General features: G+C 61.2%; 13 protein-coding genes. 9 read left to right on the top strand and 4 right to left on the bottom strand.

Translation table 11 applies throughout. From position 1 onward, the window contains the following. Nucleotides 1-334 precede the first annotated feature (334 nt). A complete protein-coding gene (locus PPN31114_RS10420) occupies nucleotides 335-1900 on the top strand; it encodes a DHA2 family efflux MFS transporter permease subunit (RefSeq protein ID WP_150679451.1) in 1566 nt (521 codons plus the stop codon). A 166-nt stretch (nucleotides 1901-2066) separates the two neighbouring features. Next, the gene (locus tag PPN31114_RS10415; protein ID WP_150679450.1) at nucleotides 2067-3014 is read left to right on the top strand and encodes a DedA family protein/thiosulfate sulfurtransferase GlpE; all 948 of its coding nucleotides are present in this window, start codon (nucleotides 2067-2069) and stop codon (nucleotides 3012-3014) included. Between the two features lie 69 nt (nucleotides 3015-3083). On the opposite strand, the gene PPN31114_RS10410 is transcribed toward PPN31114_RS10415, so the two are convergent. Further along, nucleotides 3084-3539 carry a MarR family winged helix-turn-helix transcriptional regulator gene (locus PPN31114_RS10410; RefSeq protein ID WP_150679449.1) on the bottom strand — a complete coding sequence of 152 codons (456 nt, stop codon included), beginning with the start codon at nucleotides 3537-3539 and terminating at the stop codon, nucleotides 3084-3086. A 799-nt stretch (nucleotides 3540-4338) separates the two neighbouring features. On the opposite strand from PPN31114_RS10410, the gene PPN31114_RS10405 reads away from it, so the two are divergent. From PPN31114_RS10405 to PPN31114_RS10380, 6 genes are all read left to right on the top strand, one after another. Then, nucleotides 4339-6048: a ClcB-like voltage-gated chloride channel protein gene (locus PPN31114_RS10405; protein WP_306439724.1), complete on the top strand. Its 1710-nt coding sequence runs from the start codon at nucleotides 4339-4341 to the stop codon at nucleotides 6046-6048. After that, nucleotides 6045-8129 (top strand): bifunctional tRNA (5-methylaminomethyl-2-thiouridine)(34)-methyltransferase MnmC2/FAD-dependent 5-carboxymethylaminomethyl-2-thiouridine(34) oxidoreductase MnmC1, encoded by a 2085-nt coding sequence (gene mnmC, locus PPN31114_RS10400; protein ID WP_246182499.1) that lies wholly within the window; start codon nucleotides 6045-6047, stop codon nucleotides 8127-8129. Before PPN31114_RS10405 ends, mnmC begins: the two co-directional genes overlap by 4 nt. Nucleotides 8130-8559: 430 nt before the next feature. Further along, a complete protein-coding gene (locus tag PPN31114_RS10395) occupies nucleotides 8560-9765 on the top strand; it encodes a cation:proton antiporter (protein ID WP_150679446.1) in 1206 nt (401 codons plus the stop codon). Nucleotides 9766-9768: 3 nt separating this feature from the next. Further along, nucleotides 9769-10884: a YbdK family carboxylate-amine ligase gene (locus tag PPN31114_RS10390; RefSeq protein WP_150679445.1), complete on the top strand. Its 1116-nt coding sequence runs from the start codon at nucleotides 9769-9771 to the stop codon at nucleotides 10882-10884. A 1349-nt stretch (nucleotides 10885-12233) separates the two neighbouring features. Further along, nucleotides 12234-12875 carry a MarR family winged helix-turn-helix transcriptional regulator gene (locus PPN31114_RS10385; protein ID WP_174987909.1) on the top strand — a complete coding sequence of 214 codons (642 nt, stop codon included), beginning with the start codon at nucleotides 12234-12236 and terminating at the stop codon, nucleotides 12873-12875. A gap of 157 nt (nucleotides 12876-13032) precedes the next feature. Continuing rightward, nucleotides 13033-13485 carry an SET domain-containing protein gene (locus PPN31114_RS10380; RefSeq protein ID WP_150679444.1) on the top strand — a complete coding sequence of 151 codons (453 nt, stop codon included), beginning with the start codon at nucleotides 13033-13035 and terminating at the stop codon, nucleotides 13483-13485. Nucleotides 13486-13621: 136 nt separating this feature from the next. Here the strand turns inward: PPN31114_RS10380 and PPN31114_RS10375 are convergent, their stop codons facing one another. Then, entirely contained in the window at nucleotides 13622-13927 is a 306-nt protein-coding gene (locus PPN31114_RS10375) for a 4a-hydroxytetrahydrobiopterin dehydratase (protein WP_150679443.1), read from the bottom strand. A gap of 189 nt (nucleotides 13928-14116) precedes the next feature. Continuing rightward, on the bottom strand, nucleotides 14117-14962 hold the full coding sequence (phhA, locus tag PPN31114_RS10370; protein ID WP_174987906.1) for a phenylalanine 4-monooxygenase: 846 nt from the start codon (nucleotides 14960-14962) through the stop codon (nucleotides 14117-14119). A gap of 142 nt (nucleotides 14963-15104) precedes the next feature. Between phhA and PPN31114_RS10365 the strand changes: the two genes are divergently transcribed. Continuing rightward, nucleotides 15105-15617: an Lrp/AsnC family transcriptional regulator gene (locus tag PPN31114_RS10365; RefSeq protein WP_150679442.1), complete on the top strand. Its 513-nt coding sequence runs from the start codon at nucleotides 15105-15107 to the stop codon at nucleotides 15615-15617. Between the two features lie 19 nt (nucleotides 15618-15636). On the opposite strand, the gene PPN31114_RS10360 is transcribed toward PPN31114_RS10365, so the two are convergent. Continuing rightward, nucleotides 15637-16152, bottom strand: coding sequence for an FUSC family protein (locus PPN31114_RS10360; RefSeq protein WP_150679441.1), 516 nt, complete (start codon nucleotides 16150-16152; stop codon nucleotides 15637-15639). Between the last annotated feature and the right edge of the window lie 203 nt (nucleotides 16153-16355).

The raw sequence follows: 16355 nt of genomic DNA, 5'->3' as shown, positions 1-16355 counted from the left end.
AACCTCCGCATCGGGCGTCATCGGCGATTCAAGCTTGTACGATCACTGGCGTCAAGTGCCAAAAACGTCTCGTGATCGCCAACGGACGGGGTTTTACCGCATCCGCCGCATGCAGTACGACGACGATTTCGGGCAAACCCTTGTAGGACGCACGTTCCACGCGGTTCACCACTGTGCAAGCGAGCCAACGAAGCGTAAGGGTCGCAATTAGAGCGCTGTTACCAAACTTGCGTCGCACATCCCCCGTGAATCTGCGGCACCATCCAATATTCGGAATGATCCGGCATGACAGGCGACACGAGATCGCCGTCGCCACCTCAGGGAGACGCATTGCATGTCCGACGCCGCCACCGCCAGCCCCACCGCCGCGCCTCAGGGCGCACCGCTCACCGGTGGGCGACTGGCCATCCTCACGGTTGGGCTTGCACTCGGCACCTTCATGGAAGTGCTCGACACGTCGATCGCCAACGTGGCCGTGCCCACCATTGCGGGCAGTGTGGGCGTCTCGAACAGTCAGGGCACGTGGGTCATCAGCTCGTACGCGGTAGCCGCCGCCATCGCCGTGCCGCTCACCGGATGGCTGGCGCGTCGCGTCGGGGAAGTCCGGCTGTTCGTGACGTCGGTCACGCTGTTCACGATTGCCTCGATGTTGTGCGGCCTTGCGCCGAACATGGAATCGCTGGTGTTCTTCCGGCTGCTGCAAGGGCTGGTGTCCGGCCCGATGGTGCCGCTCTCGCAAACCATTCTGCTGCGCAGTTTTCCCGAGAAAAAACGCGGTCTCGCGCTCGGCTTATGGGCGATGACGGTGATCGTCGCGCCCATCTTCGGGCCGGTGGTCGGTGGCTGGATCACCGACAACTACACGTGGCCGTGGATCTTCTACATCAACGTGCCCGTCGGCATTTTCTCGGCGGTCGCGTGCTACCTCCTGCTACGCGGGCATGAAACCAAAACGCAGATGATTCCCATCGATCTCGTCGGGTTGGTGCTGCTCGCCGTCGGCGTGGGCTCGCTGCAAATGATGCTCGACCTCGGCAAAGATCGCGACTGGTTCAACAACGGCCTGATCGTCACGCTCGCGATCACCGCCGCCGTTTGTTTATCCTTTCTGATTCTCTGGGAGCTCACTTCCGATAAACCTATCGTCGATCTCACGCTCTTCAAAGACCGCAATTTCGCGCTCGGCGTGGTGGTGATCTCGTTCGGCTTTATGACGTTTTTCGCCTCGGTCGTGATCTTCCCGCTCTGGCTGCAAACGGTGATGGATTACACGGCGGGTAAAGCGGGGCTGGCCACCGCCCCCGTCGGATTGCTGGCGCTAGTGCTCTCGCCGATCATCGGGCAGAACATGGACAAACTGAACTTGCGCGCCGTGGCCTCGTTCGCCTTCTTCGTGTTCGCGGGGGTGTCGTTCTGGAATTCGCACTTCGCGTTGAATTTGTCGTTCGCGAAGGTGATCGAGCCGCGTTTGGTGCAGGGCATCGGCATTGCGTGCTTCTTCGTGCCGGTCACGACCATCACACTATCGAGCATTACGGACGACCGGCTGGCGGCGGCCTCGGGGCTGTCGAACTTCTTCCGCACGCTATCGGGGGCGATCGGTACCGCCGTCAGCACGACGATGTGGGAAGACCGGGCGATTTACCACCACGCGCGTCTGGCGGAAAGCGTCACCCCGTATTCGGATGCCACGACGAGCTATCTCGACCAATTGCGGCAGGGCTTAGGGCTCGTCAACGGGGCGGAAATCGGCGTGCTCAACGATCTGGTGACGCGACAGTCGTTCATGTTGGCGACCAACGACGTGTTCCACCTGTCTGGCTATGTGTTTCTCGCGATGGCGGCGCTCGTCTGGGTAACGAAGCCCAAGCGCGGTGCGAAGGCGTCGATGGGGCATTGATGGCCCGTTAATTAAGCAATAGCGCCGCACTAATACCGCGATAGCTGCGGCGATCGTTCCAAAAGAGCAACAATACTTTTCGCATTCCGGGCTACTGGCGGACACGCGCGAAGGATACGATGCGTTATTGCGTAAATAGGTACGCAAATTCGCCACAGGTAACGGCATGTTGTTCGATCTGATTGCCCGCTATGGATTCTGGCTCGTCTTTCTGAACATCTTCGGACAGGCGCTCGGCCTGCCGTTGCCCGCCTATCCCACCCTCATCGTCACGGCGTCGACGGCGCTGTTTCCAGCCGCCGGTATCGTCGCGCTGGCGACCGTCGCCGCACTGCTCGGGGACACCATCTGGTTTCTGGCCGGGCGTCGCTACGGTCACCACATTCTGCGATTGATGTGCCGCCTGTCGATCTCGCCCGACACCTGCGTTAGCCGCACCGAAGGGTCGATGGGCCGCTACGGCGTGCGCGTGCTGTTGTTCGCGCGCTTCGTGCCGGGTCTGTCCGCACTGTCGGTGCCGATGGCTGGGGCGCTGGGTGTGTCGTGGCGTAAGTTTCTGCTCTACGACGCGCTCGGCGCAATGCTGTGGTCGGGGGTCGCCGTGGCGCTCGGCGTGGGCTTCGCGTCGCACATCGTGTCTGTGCTCGACGCCTTCGATGCGCTGGGCCGGGGCGTGCTCTGGCTGGTGGTGGTGATTTTCGCGCTCTACCTGCTCAACCGATGGCTCAACCGCTATCGGCTGCTGCGCTCGCTGCGCATGGCGCGCATCGGCGTGCAAACGCTTGAGCAATGGATGAAGGACGAAATCACGCCGGTGGTCATCGACGTGCGCTCGGCGGCGCGGCGCGCGGTCGATCCGTTCACCATCCCGGGCGCGCTCGCCATCGAGCCGGACGACATCGCCAACATGCTCAGAGATATTCCGCGCGACCGGCGGATTGTGGTGTTTTGTGCGTGCCCGAACGAGGTCACCGCCGCGCGGCTCGCTCAGCAATTGCGGCAACAGGGCTTCTCGGAAGTGCGTCCGTTGCTCGGCGGTCTCGACGCATGGCGCGACGCTGGCTACACCGTACAGAAAATCGACGGCTTCGAGATGCTCGTACCGACGAACTGATCAGCCATTAGATTGCGCACAACTTAGTGACGCGCGCCTTTCTCACGAGAGGCGCGCGTTTTGTTTTTTTCAGGCTTCGCCAAGGGCGTCGCGCAGTTGCAGCAAGAGATTGCGTAAGGTCTTTTGCGCGGTGTCGGATTGACCGGTAGCGGCCTGAATTTGCGCGGGGACCAGGCGCGCTTCACGACGCAAATTTGCACCGCGCGGGGTGAGGTCGATGAATACCTGACGCTCGTCCTCTTGCCCCCGCCGACGCGTCAAAAGCCCCATAGATTCCAGTCTTTTCAGCAACGGGGTGAGTGTGCCTGAGTCGAGCCCGAGACGTGCGCCGAGCTGATTGACGGCGATATCGTCCTGCTCCCACAGCACGACCATCGCGAGATATTGCGAGTACGTCAGCCCGAGTCTGTCGAGCATCGGCTTGTGCGCTTTTGTCATGGCAAGCGACGCCGAGTACAACGCGAAACCCAACTGCTCTTCCAGACACACGGGTGATTTTTGTGTGGCTTTTTTACTGACTGGCATTCGGGTATTACTTTTCAGTTCCAATTTCGATTGCGTGCCATTCTATTTCACTGCATGGAATGTGACCAGTTCGTTTCTCACTGATATGACGCTCGCATGACGGTCACATTGCGCGTCACATGGTCGGTCGCACGGCGGCGTCTATGCAGCACCGCGCTGGCTGCTTGCGAATGCTGTTGGCCCATAGCGGGAATGTCGCCTAATCCGGTGCGCAGAAAACGGTGCAGGTCATCCAGCGCATGTCGAGAAATAAGGTTCCAATCCACTCCGCGCACCCGTCAGAGCCTCGTAAATTACCTTTATCTGAATGGTGCTCAGAAGTCGGAGCAAATTCGGAACATGCGGAAAATCACGGGGTAGGTGGCGCGGCTCTGGAATCGATCGCATGGATAAGCAACGCAGACGGCGCCCCCGCAAAAAGCCTCATTCGAAAATGCCTTATCTGAGGGTTGCTCATATTTTTGAGCGGCAGGTGAAATTGCGTTCGGCCAAAGTCGCTGAAAGCAGGTCGGGTGCTAAATAGTCCGGGCGCTGAAATTCGATCCTTGCGGTAATCAGGCCCGCGAATTCCAATCCGGAGAAAATCATCGCGCCAGCCAAAGTCTTCGTCGCAGCCGGTCACCTACTAGAAAAGCACTCTCACAGCGCCCAAAACGACGTTATCTGAGCAACACTCAGTTTTTCGCCGGTCCCGCGCTTTCAAATTAAGTCGTCGGTCGATACCATGAGACCCAATTTCGATCACGACAGTCTCCTATCCGTGTCAGCAGTGTCCGCCTGGGCCAAATTGCCCGTCGTCGTGTGGGTGCGCCGTCAGTTCGCGCCCAACACCCTGCAAATCACGCTGCTGCTTGCCGGCATCGTCGGTCTGTTGGGTGCGTTGGCCACCGTCGCGTTTCGCGAAGCACTCTCCGGGCTGCAATTTCTGCTCGCCGGTCATCACAGCGGCATGGTCGAGCTCGCGCAAAACCTCAACTGGTGGCAGCGCCTGCTATTGCCGACGGCGGGCGGCCTCTTCGCCGGGTTGATCCTCCAGTACGCCACGCTCTGGGTGCCCAAAAAGGGCTCCGACGACTACATGGAGGCCATTGCCATCGGCACCGGGGTGCTGAGCCTGCGTCAGACGCTGGTGAAAAGCACGTCGTCGCTGTTCTCCGTGGCGTCGGGCGCGTCGATCGGGCGGGAAGGGCCGATGGTGCAGCTCGCCGCGATGTTCGCCTCGCTCGTGGGCCGGGTGCTGGCGTTCCCCCCGGAACGGCTGCGTTTGCTCGTCGCCTGCGGCGCGACCGCCGGCATCACCTCCGCGTATAACGCGCCGATCGCCGGTGCGTTGTTCATCTCCGAGATCGTCTACGGCTCGATTTCCACGGCCACGCTTGGGCCGCTGGTCGTCGCCTCGGTCATCGCCAATATCGTCATCCGCCAGTTTCTCGGTTACGAAGCGGTGTATCAGATGCCGCGCTTCGACTTCGTGTCGGGCTGGGAAGTGTTCTTTTATGTCGGCTTAGGCATCCTCGCGGGCGTGCTCGCGCCGCTTTTCCTGCGCCTGCTCGACACGGCGAAGGAACGGTTCGGTGCGTTGCCGCTGCCGCTTTTCGTACGGCTTGGGCTCGGTGGACTGATCGTCGGGGTGCTCTCGCTGCAAGTGCCGCAGGTCTGGGGCAACGGCTACAGCGTGGTGAACTCGATTCTCCACACGCACTGGGCGTGGCAGGCACTCGCCATGGTGCTGGTGTTCAAGGTGCTGGCGACGGCGTCTTCGGCGGGGTCGGGCGCGGTGGGCGGCGTGTTCACCCCGACGCTCTTCGTCGGCGCGGCGCTCGGCAGCCTCTACGGTCTGGCCATGAACGCACTGGCACCGGCCACGGCATCGGTCGCAAGCAGCTACGCAGTGGTCGGTATGGGCGCGTTTCTCGCCGCCACCACCTACGCGCCGCTTATGTCGATTCTGATGATCTTCGAGATGACGCTGAGTTATCAGGTGGTGCTGCCGCTCATGCTGGCCTGCGTCACCGCCTATCTCACCGCACAAACGTTGCGCGAAGACTCGGTGTACGCCAAGTCACTACGCCGCAATCAGGTGGCCGGGCGCTGGCTGTCGATGACCGGTGAAGCCAGTCAGATGCGGCTGTCGTCGCTGGTCGTGGACATCAAGGCTAGCGATGCCGTGATCAGCGCCGCCAGTTCGGCAGAGTCCATTGGCGAGCGATTCGTCGACACGGGCTACCGCAATCTGGTCGTTCGTGCGGACGACGGACGGCTGGTCGGCACGCTGGACGCCGCGAGTTGGTGGCGGCGGCAGGCGACGGGCAAGCCGGAACAATGGACCGAAATCGTCAGCGCCTGTAAGCCGCTCGACGGCGAAATGGCGCTGGTGAGCGCGTTGCGATCCGTTGCAAAGATGCATGCCGACTGGATTCCCGTCGCGGCAGCCGACGGCCGATGGCTGGGCGTGGTGTCGTTGCCCGGGCTGATCGAGATCGTGACCGAAGAGCGGGAGGGCGAGTGAAGCGCCGCCCGGATTTGGGTCCCATCGTTCCGGCCGAACCGGAGACGACGGCGGCAGGCACGCCTTATTCCGCCCGATTCGACGACGTTTATCACCGCACCGACGGCGCACTCGGCCAGGCACGTCATGTCTTTCTCGAGGGCAACGGGTTACCCGAGCGCTGGCGGGAGCGCGATCAGTTTGTGATCGTCGAGACGGGGTTCGGTCTTGGGCTGAATTTTCTGGCGACGTGGGCGGCATGGCGTGACGACCCGCTACGGGCCAAGCGGCTACATTTCGTTTCCGTCGAAAAATACCCATTCCGTCCGCGCGATCTGCGCCGGATGCTCGAACCCCTGATGCTGCAACCGGGCATGACCGAACTCGCGCCGCTCGCACAACGGCTGTGCGATATGTGGCCGTTGCCGGTAGCGGGTTGGCACCGGCTGGAACCGGCCCCTGGCGTTGTGTTGAGCATTGGATTCGGCGACTTTTTCACTCTGATGCCCGACTTGCGGGTCGGTGCGGACGCGTTTTTTCTCGACGGCTTTGCGCCCGTCAAGAACCCCGAGATGTGGTCAGCGCCTGTCTTCAAGGCGCTCGGCAAGCTGGCCCGCGATGGCGCCACGCTCTCGACTTACACCAGTCTCGAACCGGTGCGGCGCGACCTGATCGCTGCCGGTTTTCAAGTGGGGCAGCGCCCGGGCTTCGGGCACGAACCCGAGACGCTGGCGGGGCCCTATGCGCCGCCGTATCGCATGCGTCGTTACGACCCGCCCGCCGCCTCGCAATGGCGTGAAGACGGGGCAGGGCACGTGACCGGCTCGGCTCCGGCCCCGCTCGACGAGGCTGCCGCCGAGCCCCCGACAGCGATCGTCATCGGTGCAGGCATGGCCGGGGCGGCGATGACGCTGCGGTTAGTCGCGCGCGGCTGGCGGGTAAAGCTGTTCGAACGGGCGGAAGCGCCGGGGTCGGCCGCGTCCGGTAACCCGGCGGGCGTCTTCCATCCGCAGTTGTCCGCGGACGACAACGTGCTCGCGCGCCTCACGCGCGCCGGTTTCCTCTACGCGCTTTCGCAATGGCGCACGCTGCCGGGCGGCCTGCCCGGACGCGCCGACGGCCTGTTGCAAGTCGCGACGAACGACGAGGAGGCGAAAAGCTTGGCGCAACTCGTCACGGTGCAGGGCTATCCCGAGGAATACGTGAAGTGGGTGGACGCCGCACAGGCGTCGGCACTCGCCGGAGAGACGCTGGCGTATGGCGGGCTCTGGTTCCCCGAGGGCGGCTGGCTGGCGCCAGCGATGCTGTGCCGCGCGGAACTCGTGGCGGCGGGCCCCGCGCTCGATGCCCGCTACGGGGTGAGCGTCGACCGGCTGGAACGACGCGACGGCCGCTGGGTGGCGCTCGACGAAGCCGGCCGGGTGTTGGCCGACGCCGCGGTCGCGATCGTCACCGCCGCAGACGAGTCGCAACGGCTGCTCGGCCCTTATCTCGCCCCCGAGTTCATCCCCGTCAAACGCGTGCGCGGTCAATTGACCTTTCTACCGCCGGATTCGCTGCCTGACCTTCGCATCCCGGTCTGCGGCGAAGGCTACGTCGCCCCGTCGCCACTGGGCGGCGCGGGACCGATCACCGGTGCCACGTACGGATTCGACGATCCGGCGACCGACGTGCGTGTCGGCGACCACCAAGCGAATCTGCGCCGCCTCGCTGCCTTGCTGCCCGGCCACGCGCGAATGCTCGGTGACGAAGACGGCGGACTGGGGAGCGAGAGCGCCGCCGCCGAGCTTGGCGGGCGCACGGCGTTCCGGGCGCTCGTCACCGACCGGATGCCAATGGCCGGGCAGTTGCCGGAAATGGCCGCAATCGCCAGCAGCGCGCCGGAGCGCCGTCGGCTGGCCGGGGGGCACCTGCGGGACCTGCCTCGCCTGTCAGGCCTGTACGCGAGCTTTGCGTTCGGTTCTCGCGGACTTGTGTTCGCTTCGCTGTGTGCCGAATTGGTCGCCAGCCAGATCGAAGGCGAACCGTGGCCCATCGGTAGCGACCTGGCCGACGCCATCGACCCGGCCCGGTTTCTGTTGCAGGCGCTTCGCAAGGCCTGACCCGCTTCGACAGATGAAACCGGCCGACCGGCCGTTCGCCGCGTAGGTCGACTGCATCGGCTGCGTGGGCTGTAATCTCTGATCTCTCCCCAAATAAATCGAATCTGACCCCCTTGGGGTTCAAGGCCCGCCACAGGCGGGGCGTCGCGCTGCGCGCTTGCCCCCGGCACTTTTCCCCTTGGCGGTAGGGCTGACTCGCCGGGATTCGCCTGCGGCGCCGTCTTCAGGAACCTGGCATCAAGCAAGCCCCAGACGGCGGGGCTTCCCGGGCGGGGACACCCCCTGAAAGAGCCCTCCAAACCGAGTGTGGCAAAATGGGCCCAACCCTAAGGGTTCGTCGCGCATTTGTCTTTTTGTCTGCAACCCCGCGCGCGACATTCTTTTCCTTTTCACCACTTGATGCGCCGTCAAGCGGCGCAAAGCGAGCAATATGACGTCGGAACTGTCCCTTTTCCCGGGCTGGCCGCCGGCGCCTGATCCCGTTTTCTTCGCTGGTCTGGCATTGGTATTTGCCGGTCTGGCAGGAGAAATCTGTTTCCGGAGACTGCGCCTGCCGCGCATCACCGGTTACGCGGTGGTCGGGCTGGTCGGCGGTACGTTGGGCCTTTCATCGATGCTGGACGCGCAAACGAGCGCGGCCATCCGGCTACTGATCGACCTGGCCCTCGGTCTGCTGCTGTTCGAACTCGGCAGCCGCCTGAATCTGAAATGGATGCGGGCGAATTCGTGGCTGATCGTCACCAGCGCGCTTGAAGCGTTACTGACCCTCATCGCCGTCTACGCGGTGCTGCGAGTGTTCAACGTCGCGCCGCTCACGTCGATGCTCATCGCGTCGATCAGCATGGCGACCTCGCCTGCGGTGGTCGTTCAGCTCAAGAACGAGTTGCGCGCCGAAGGTCAGGTCACGGAGCGACTGCTAGCCCTTGCTGCGCTCAACAGCATTTACGCGGTGGTCGCCGTCAAGCTCGTCTATGGCTGGATGCACCAGACGTACCACTCGAGCTATTGGGTAGTGTTGTTCCATCCGCTGTATCTGCTGATCGGCTCGATCGTGCTGGCGTTCGTGCTGGCCAAGGCCTGCAATCTGGTGTTCCGTAAGTTCGGCAGCCAGGACCACCATGCGTTTGTGATGCTGATCGGTCTGATCATGCTGATGGTCGCGCTGGTGCACATGCTCAAGCTGCCCAACTCGCTCACGCTGCTGCTCGCCGGCATCATTTTCCGGAATCTCGACGAGCGTCCGCAGCTCTGGCCGGCGTACTTCGGCACGGCCGGATGGCTGCTCGCTGTGGTGCTCTTCGTGCTTACGTCACTGGCTTTCCAGTGGCAATACGTGGTGATCGGCGGTGTGGCCGCAGCAGCGATCATCGTGGTGCGTTTGCTGGCCAAGGTGGTTGGGACGGTCGCCGTCGCCCATCCGGCCGGCATCAGTTACAAACAAGCCGTTGCGCTTGGCCTGGCGCTTTGCCCGATGGCCAGTCTTGCGCTCGTACTCGTTGCCGACACGTACGACATCTACCCGCAGTTCGACCCGATGCTCAAGGCCGTGGTGATGTGCACCATCGCGTTGCTGCAACTGGTTGGGCCGTTGGTGGTCTATTGGGCATTGGCCCTTGTCGGTGAACGGAAGGATTAAGCCATGTCATTAGAAGAATTCATTCCCTCGAAGCCGTGCACCTTCGGTGTCGAGCTGGAAATGCAGATCGTCAATCGCCACGATTACGATCTGACGAAGGCGGCCTCCGATGTCATGCGGCTGGTCGCCAAGGAGACGCATCCGGGAGAAATCAAACCGGAAATGACCGAAAGCATGATCGAGCTTTCGACCGATATCTGCCATCACCACAGCGACGCCGTCTCGCAATTGCGGCGTGTGCGCGACGTGCTGGTCGCGGCCAGCGAGCAACTCAACGTCGGTTTGTGCGGCGGTGGCACCCACGCGTTTCAGCGCTGGAGCGAGCGCACGATTTACGACTCGCCGCGCTTCCATTTCCTCTCCGAGCTTTACGGTTATCTCGCGAAGCAGTTCACGGTCTTCGGTCAGCACGTTCACATCGGCTGCCCGGACCCCGACAGCGCCTTGTATCTGCTACACGCGATGTCGCGTTATATCCCGCACTTTATTGCGCTGTCGGCGTCTTCGCCGTACGTGCAGGGGGTCGATACGGGCTTCCATTCGGCGCGTTTGAACTCGGTGTTCGCGTTTCCGCTCTCGGGCCGTGCGCCGTTCGTGCTCAAGTGGGAAGACTTCGAGACGTACTTCGACAAGATGGTCAAAACCGGCGTTGTCGAGAGCATGAAAGACTTTTACTGGGATATCCGTCCAAAACCGGGCTTTGGGACGATCGAAGTCCGAGTGATGGATACCCCCTTATCGGTCGATCGCGCGGCTGCCATCGCCTGTTACATCCAGTCTCTGGCCCGTTATCTGCTCGAGGAACGCCCGTTCACGCTCAGCGAGGACGATTACCTCGTTTATACGTTCAACCGCTTCGAAGCCTGCCGTTTCGGTTTGGAAGGTGCTTACGTCGATCCGCAAAGCGGTGAGCGCACCACGTTGGGGCAGCATATTTCGCAAACGCTGGAGATCATCAAGCCTCACGCAGTGGTGCTCGAAGCCGAAGCCGCGTGCGAGGAGATCCGTCAGCTCGTGGCGTCAGGCACCAACGACGCGGTCTGGCTGCGTCAGATTCATGCGGACGCGAAGTCGCTCAATGAGATGGTTCGGCAGCAGTGCTTGCGATGGGCAGCCTGATTTGACCGCCTGAGTGAGCTACCTGAAGCCGTCGTTCTGCGATCGGTGTTACGAAACCCCGCCTTGGCGGGGTTTTTTATTGCCTGCACGGTTTCTCTGAGGCTTCTCAGGCCTTAGTGAGCCTCTTGGCGAGCCACTAGTACACGCATCGCAAGCGCTGCGTTTTCCACTGTTCGTCCTGACAGGGTTTTCCGTTTTTTGCGGCGCTCGTAGCAAGGTTTTAAGGTTTTAATAGGTTTACTGTATGTATACATAGTAGTAGTTAACAAAGGCAGCCCACTGCTGTGGATAACCACAGTTAACGCCGTGTAAACAGCCACTTGCCCGATTGAGAACTGGATGGACAAACAGCGGGTATCCCAAGAACAACTCTGAACAGTTTTTGCCCCCTGTGGAAAGATTGGCAAGTTATCCCGAACCCATGCACACGTACTCCGATAACTTATCCAGAAAGTTATCCACAGGCGCCTAAATATTGTGCAAGAGACCCCCGAAAACACGGTTTTGTGGATAATTTTGACGTTCTCGCGTGGCGTGCGAGGTTCGCGGCTACAATCTCGCCACTCTGTTTTTGTGACGTACCGCGCGTGTTGTCAGAAGTGATTGATGTTGGTTTTATTGGCTGTAACGCGCGAAATCGCGGGCGTCGTCTATTTCTTCACTTCGCATGTCAAAAAGGTGGCCTCACCGGACATGCCGATCCGCTCATCCCCCGAATTTTTTGCAGAACGTCTCGTAACGCGACCGAGGGTCGTCGTTCGTGTTTCAGAACATTTGCGTTTTGTTCGAAACGAATGCGCGTTTCGTATACGCGCTCGCATGCGATAAAGCGACGCGGATCTCTCGATGTTCGAGCCAGTTTTTTGGGGGACGTAACAGGGACACCGGGGCAACAAAAAGCGTCGCTACGGCCTGCGAGCCAAGTCCGGCGCGGCTTTGCACGGTTGGCTGAAATTGGTGCGGGGTGCGAGACAAGCCGAGGCGTTACATCTATTGGGGCGGCGCGCCAATTCGCATGGGATGCGAAATGTTTTTGACGCTGTCACGATTCGACCGCCGAGTGAGCAGGACACCAATATTTTGTAAACATTCCGCCTAGGATTTGGGAGATCAGTACAAGAACTGATACGCCAAAATTCGACTCAGAACACACAATGGAATCGTGGCGGGAAGGCAGGTTCAACAGCGACTTGCCGTCGCGTATCGACACGGAAGTGGGTCAGGGTTTCCCCCGGGCGGGGCGCCGAAATTGATGGAAAGGCAAGGCATATCGTGTGATGCACCGCCTGCGAGTAAATTTGACAAGCTGTTTTACCGACGTATAGTTTTTAGAAATCCTAACGAAAATCATGGCTACTCCGACCCCACTAGATGAAGCGCTCTCCAAGCGCGTAACGGCAGGTTTGTTGCGCATGGGGACAGCGTTACGGAGCCACGCCTGGGAGGGCGCGGCATTGGCTGGATTGACGCCGACGCAGGGCGAGATTCTGACGCTCTTGCTCTCGCGTGGCGTGCCGATGCGATTGGGCGAGATTGCGGAGGATGCCGCACTCACATCGGCCACGGTCAGCGAGGCCGTGAGCACACTGGAATCCAAAGGGCTGGTCGAGAAAAGGCGCGATGCCAACGACGGCCGGGCACTGGCACTTCGACTCACTGCTCGCGGCCGTACCGCCGCCAAGCGGGCGTCGCAGTGGCCCAACTTCCTGACGACCGCCGCCGATTCGCTGGGCGACAAGGAATGTGCCCAGCTCTACCGCGCGCTCGTCAAACTCGTCTTCACGATGCAAGAGCGGGGCGACATGCCACCGCAGCGCATGTGCCTGACCTGCACGCACTTCGAAGCGGCACCGCGTGGCAAAGGGCAGTACCACTGCAATCACTTCAATGCGACGTACGACGATTCGCGAATTCCTCTCGATTGCAATTCGCACGAGGACGCCGACATCGCCACGCAGCGCAAGGTCTGGAAGCTCTACAGCAAGGTGTGAGCGCCGGACATTCGTCGCAACGCATACGCGGCGCGAACGAGGGGGGAACGCCATCCGGCATGGGTGGCGTTTTTTTTCGTCGGGACTTGTCACGCACATGACCGGCGCGGCCCTGTACACTGCGCTCTTTTGTACCCACGAAACTCGTCGCATATACATGTCAGCTAAGCGCAGAATCGAAGTCAGAAAGTCCGGCGTCCACGGCAAGGGTGTGTACGCGATCCGGCGCCTCAAAAAGGGCGAGCGCGTGATCGAGTACAAGGGCGAGATCATTTCGTGGAAAGAAGCCTTGCGCCGGCATCCGCACGACCCCGAGCACCCCACGCACACCTTCTACTTCAGTCTGGAAGACGGCCGTTGCATCGACGGCAAAGTCGACGGCAATAACGCCCGCTGGATCAACCACTCGTGCGCACCGAATTGCGAAGCCCGCGAAGAGGGAAAACACGTACAGATCTACGCCATGCGCGATATCGACGAAGGCGAAGAGCTTTTCTATGATTACGGTCTGGTGATCGATGCGCGTTACACCGCCAAACTCAAGCGAGAGTACGCCTGCCATTGCGGCAGCAAGCAGTGTCGCGGCACGTTGCTCGCGCCGAAAGGCTGACACGCTGAATAAGCGGGGATGGTGAAGCTAACCGCGGCATCGGTGCGGACCGGGCCTTGAGTGTTATCGAGATGTCTCGATGGGCCGCGATACCGTCCGATGCTGGGTGAGAAGTTGACGAGTGCGACGCCCGAGATCAGGCCGAGGCGCGATCGCCGGCAAACTGATCGATGGCGAGCGCCAGATCGACGTCGCGTTGGGTAAGACCGTCGGCATCGTGCGTGGACAGCGTGATGTCGACCTTGTTGTAGACGTTGAACCACTCCGGATGGTGATTCATCTTTTCGGCCTTGAGCGCAACCTGCGTCATGAAGCCGAACGCCTCATTGAAATCGTGAAACGTGAAGCTGCGCTGGATGGCGTCGCGACCGACTACCTGATGCCACTCGGGTAGTTTTTCGGCCAGTTCGGCGCGCGCCTCGGATGAGAGTCGTGTTGTCATGGCATTCCTTTCAAAGCGTATTCAGTACAGTACGAATCGAATATCGAATCGACGCGCCTTTTGAGCCCGTCGAATGGCTATTGTTTCACAGGCAGATGGCACGTGCGTGCAAGATCCCACCCTCGGGTGAGATCCCGAGGGCGGGCGGTGCCAATATCGGAAACGGCCCGAAGCGATCGGGCCGGGCCGTTATGCCGGCAGAACGATCTGCGTATCTTGCGGCAGGCGGGCGTTAGCGGCGAACGACGGTGCAGTGGCCAGGGCCTTGAACAGCGCGGGCAAGTCGGCGCGCATGGCGTCGAACAACTGGGCGAAGTCGTCGATGACGAAGTACGTTTGTTGGAACGTGTCGATGCGGTATTCCGTACGCAGTACCCGGTCCAGCGAGAAGCCGATGCGGTTCGGCTCGCGCGAGGTCAGTGAGAACTCGGTTTCGCCACGGCTCGAGACGATGCCGGCGCCATAAATGCGCAGGCCATCGCCATCGCGCATCAGGCCGAATTCGACCGTGTACCAGTACAGGCGGGCGAGCAGCGGCAACGCGCCGATTTCCTGCGCAAACTTGCCGGCCTGACCGTAGGCTTGCATGAAGTCGGCGAATACCGGGTTGGCAAGCAACGGCACGTGACCGAACACATCGTGAAAGCAGTCGGGTTCTTGCAGGTAGTCGAGCTGATCGGGGCGGCGCATCCACCACGTAGCAGGAAAACGGCGATTCGCCAGATGGTTGAAGAAGACGTCGTCCGGCACGAGTCCGGGCACCGCCACCACCTGCCAGCCGGTGGCCGCCATGAGCTTTTCGTTCAGACGGGCGAACTCCGGCACGCGGCGGGCGTCCATGTCGAGTGCGCGAATGCCATCCATGAAGGCGTCGCACACACGACCGGGCAGCATCGCGGTCTGGCGTTCGTAAAGCTGTTGCCACACCGCGTGATCGACCGCGCCGTATTGCTCGACGGGTTGATCGATGGTGAAGTCGGGCCGGGTCGTGAGACCGGCGTCGAATTGCTCCTGGAGCATGGCGGTGGTGGACATGATGCTTACGTCTCAATAAAGGCTGTAACAATGATTGAAAGTGTAGTGCGCATGGCATGCGAAATGGGCGCATAATGCGCCTGTGGTGAAAGCCGTTTGCATAAAGTTCGCAAAAATAAGCGATTTATTGCGGAGAATCGTCATGGTTGATCTGGATAGCTACGATCTGTCCCTGTTGGAGTCCTTGCAGAAGGACGGACGGGCCACGCATCACGAGTTGGCCAAAGATGTGGCGCTCTCGGCGTCGCAGATCGGCCGGCGGCTTCAGCGACTTGAAGCGGCGGGCATCATCGAGGGGTATCGGGTGGTGTTGCGGCCCGAAGTTCTGGGCCTTGGGGTGACGGCGTTCACGACGCTACGCCTGCAACATCATGGCGACCACGTCATCGAGCGTTTTCAGGCCGAGATCGATCTCTTGCCGGAAGTCCTCGAATGCCACGCGGTGGTGGGCGAGGCTGACTACCTGCTGCGCATCGTCGTGCCGGATCTCAATGCCTTGTCGGCCTTCGTGATGAAGCGCCTGATGCAGGTGCCGGGCGTGGAAAACGTGCGCTCGAACATCGTGTTGAGCGCCTTCAAGCGCAGTAACTCGCTGCCGCTGCACTATCTGGCACGCAGCACGGGCGTGCGCCGGGTGAGCGGCTCGGACGACTGATCGGGCCGGGCCGGCGGACTTAGTCCTCCGGCATCAACCTGGGCTTGATGTATCGCCCATAGATCAGCGACATGATGAGCGCGACGGTCGAGCCGACCAACACCTCGATCACGCGCAACATCGCGAGGCTCAGTTCCTCGTGCAGCCCTTGTCCCTGACCGCTCAGTGCGGCGGACATCAGAATGACGACCGTGGCCGGCCCCAGCCGCCAATTGGCCGGATAGTTCTGCACCAGCATCGCCGCGAGTGTGGCGATGGTGATTCCCACCAGCATGGCCGGCAAGCCCGGCCCCATCACCAGCAAGACAATACACGCCACGATCGCACCGCTGATCGTGTTGATCGAGCGCGCCTTGAAGTTGCTGCGCGCCTGTAGCGGGTCGGGCTCGGTCACGATAATGAGCGAAATCATCGCCCAATAAGGCTCGGGAAAACCGGCAGCTCGCAGGCCGAACCAGACGATCAGCGACCCGGTAAGAATCTTGACCAGATAGACCAGCGCATTCTTCTTCGGGTGGAGAAAGGCGATCGACATGGGCAGCAGATGGCGCCGAAGGGGCGCGAAGACAGGAAGTTGCCAGTGTGACATAGGCCGAGTCTGAGGCCCACACGCAGATTTTCCGAAGCTTTGCTATCTGGAATCCGAATTGCTGTCATTGCACACCGATGTCATGGGAAATGGTTCGAGATGCCAAAAGGTGCGGGGTAGAATCCGGAAGACCAGAAACAGGGAGGAGT

The sequence above is a fragment of the Pandoraea pneumonica genome, assembly GCF_902459645.1.
GTDB classification, from domain to species: Bacteria; Pseudomonadota; Gammaproteobacteria; order Burkholderiales; family Burkholderiaceae; genus Pandoraea; species Pandoraea pneumonica.
This window is presented reverse-complemented; position numbering and strand designations above follow the sequence as displayed.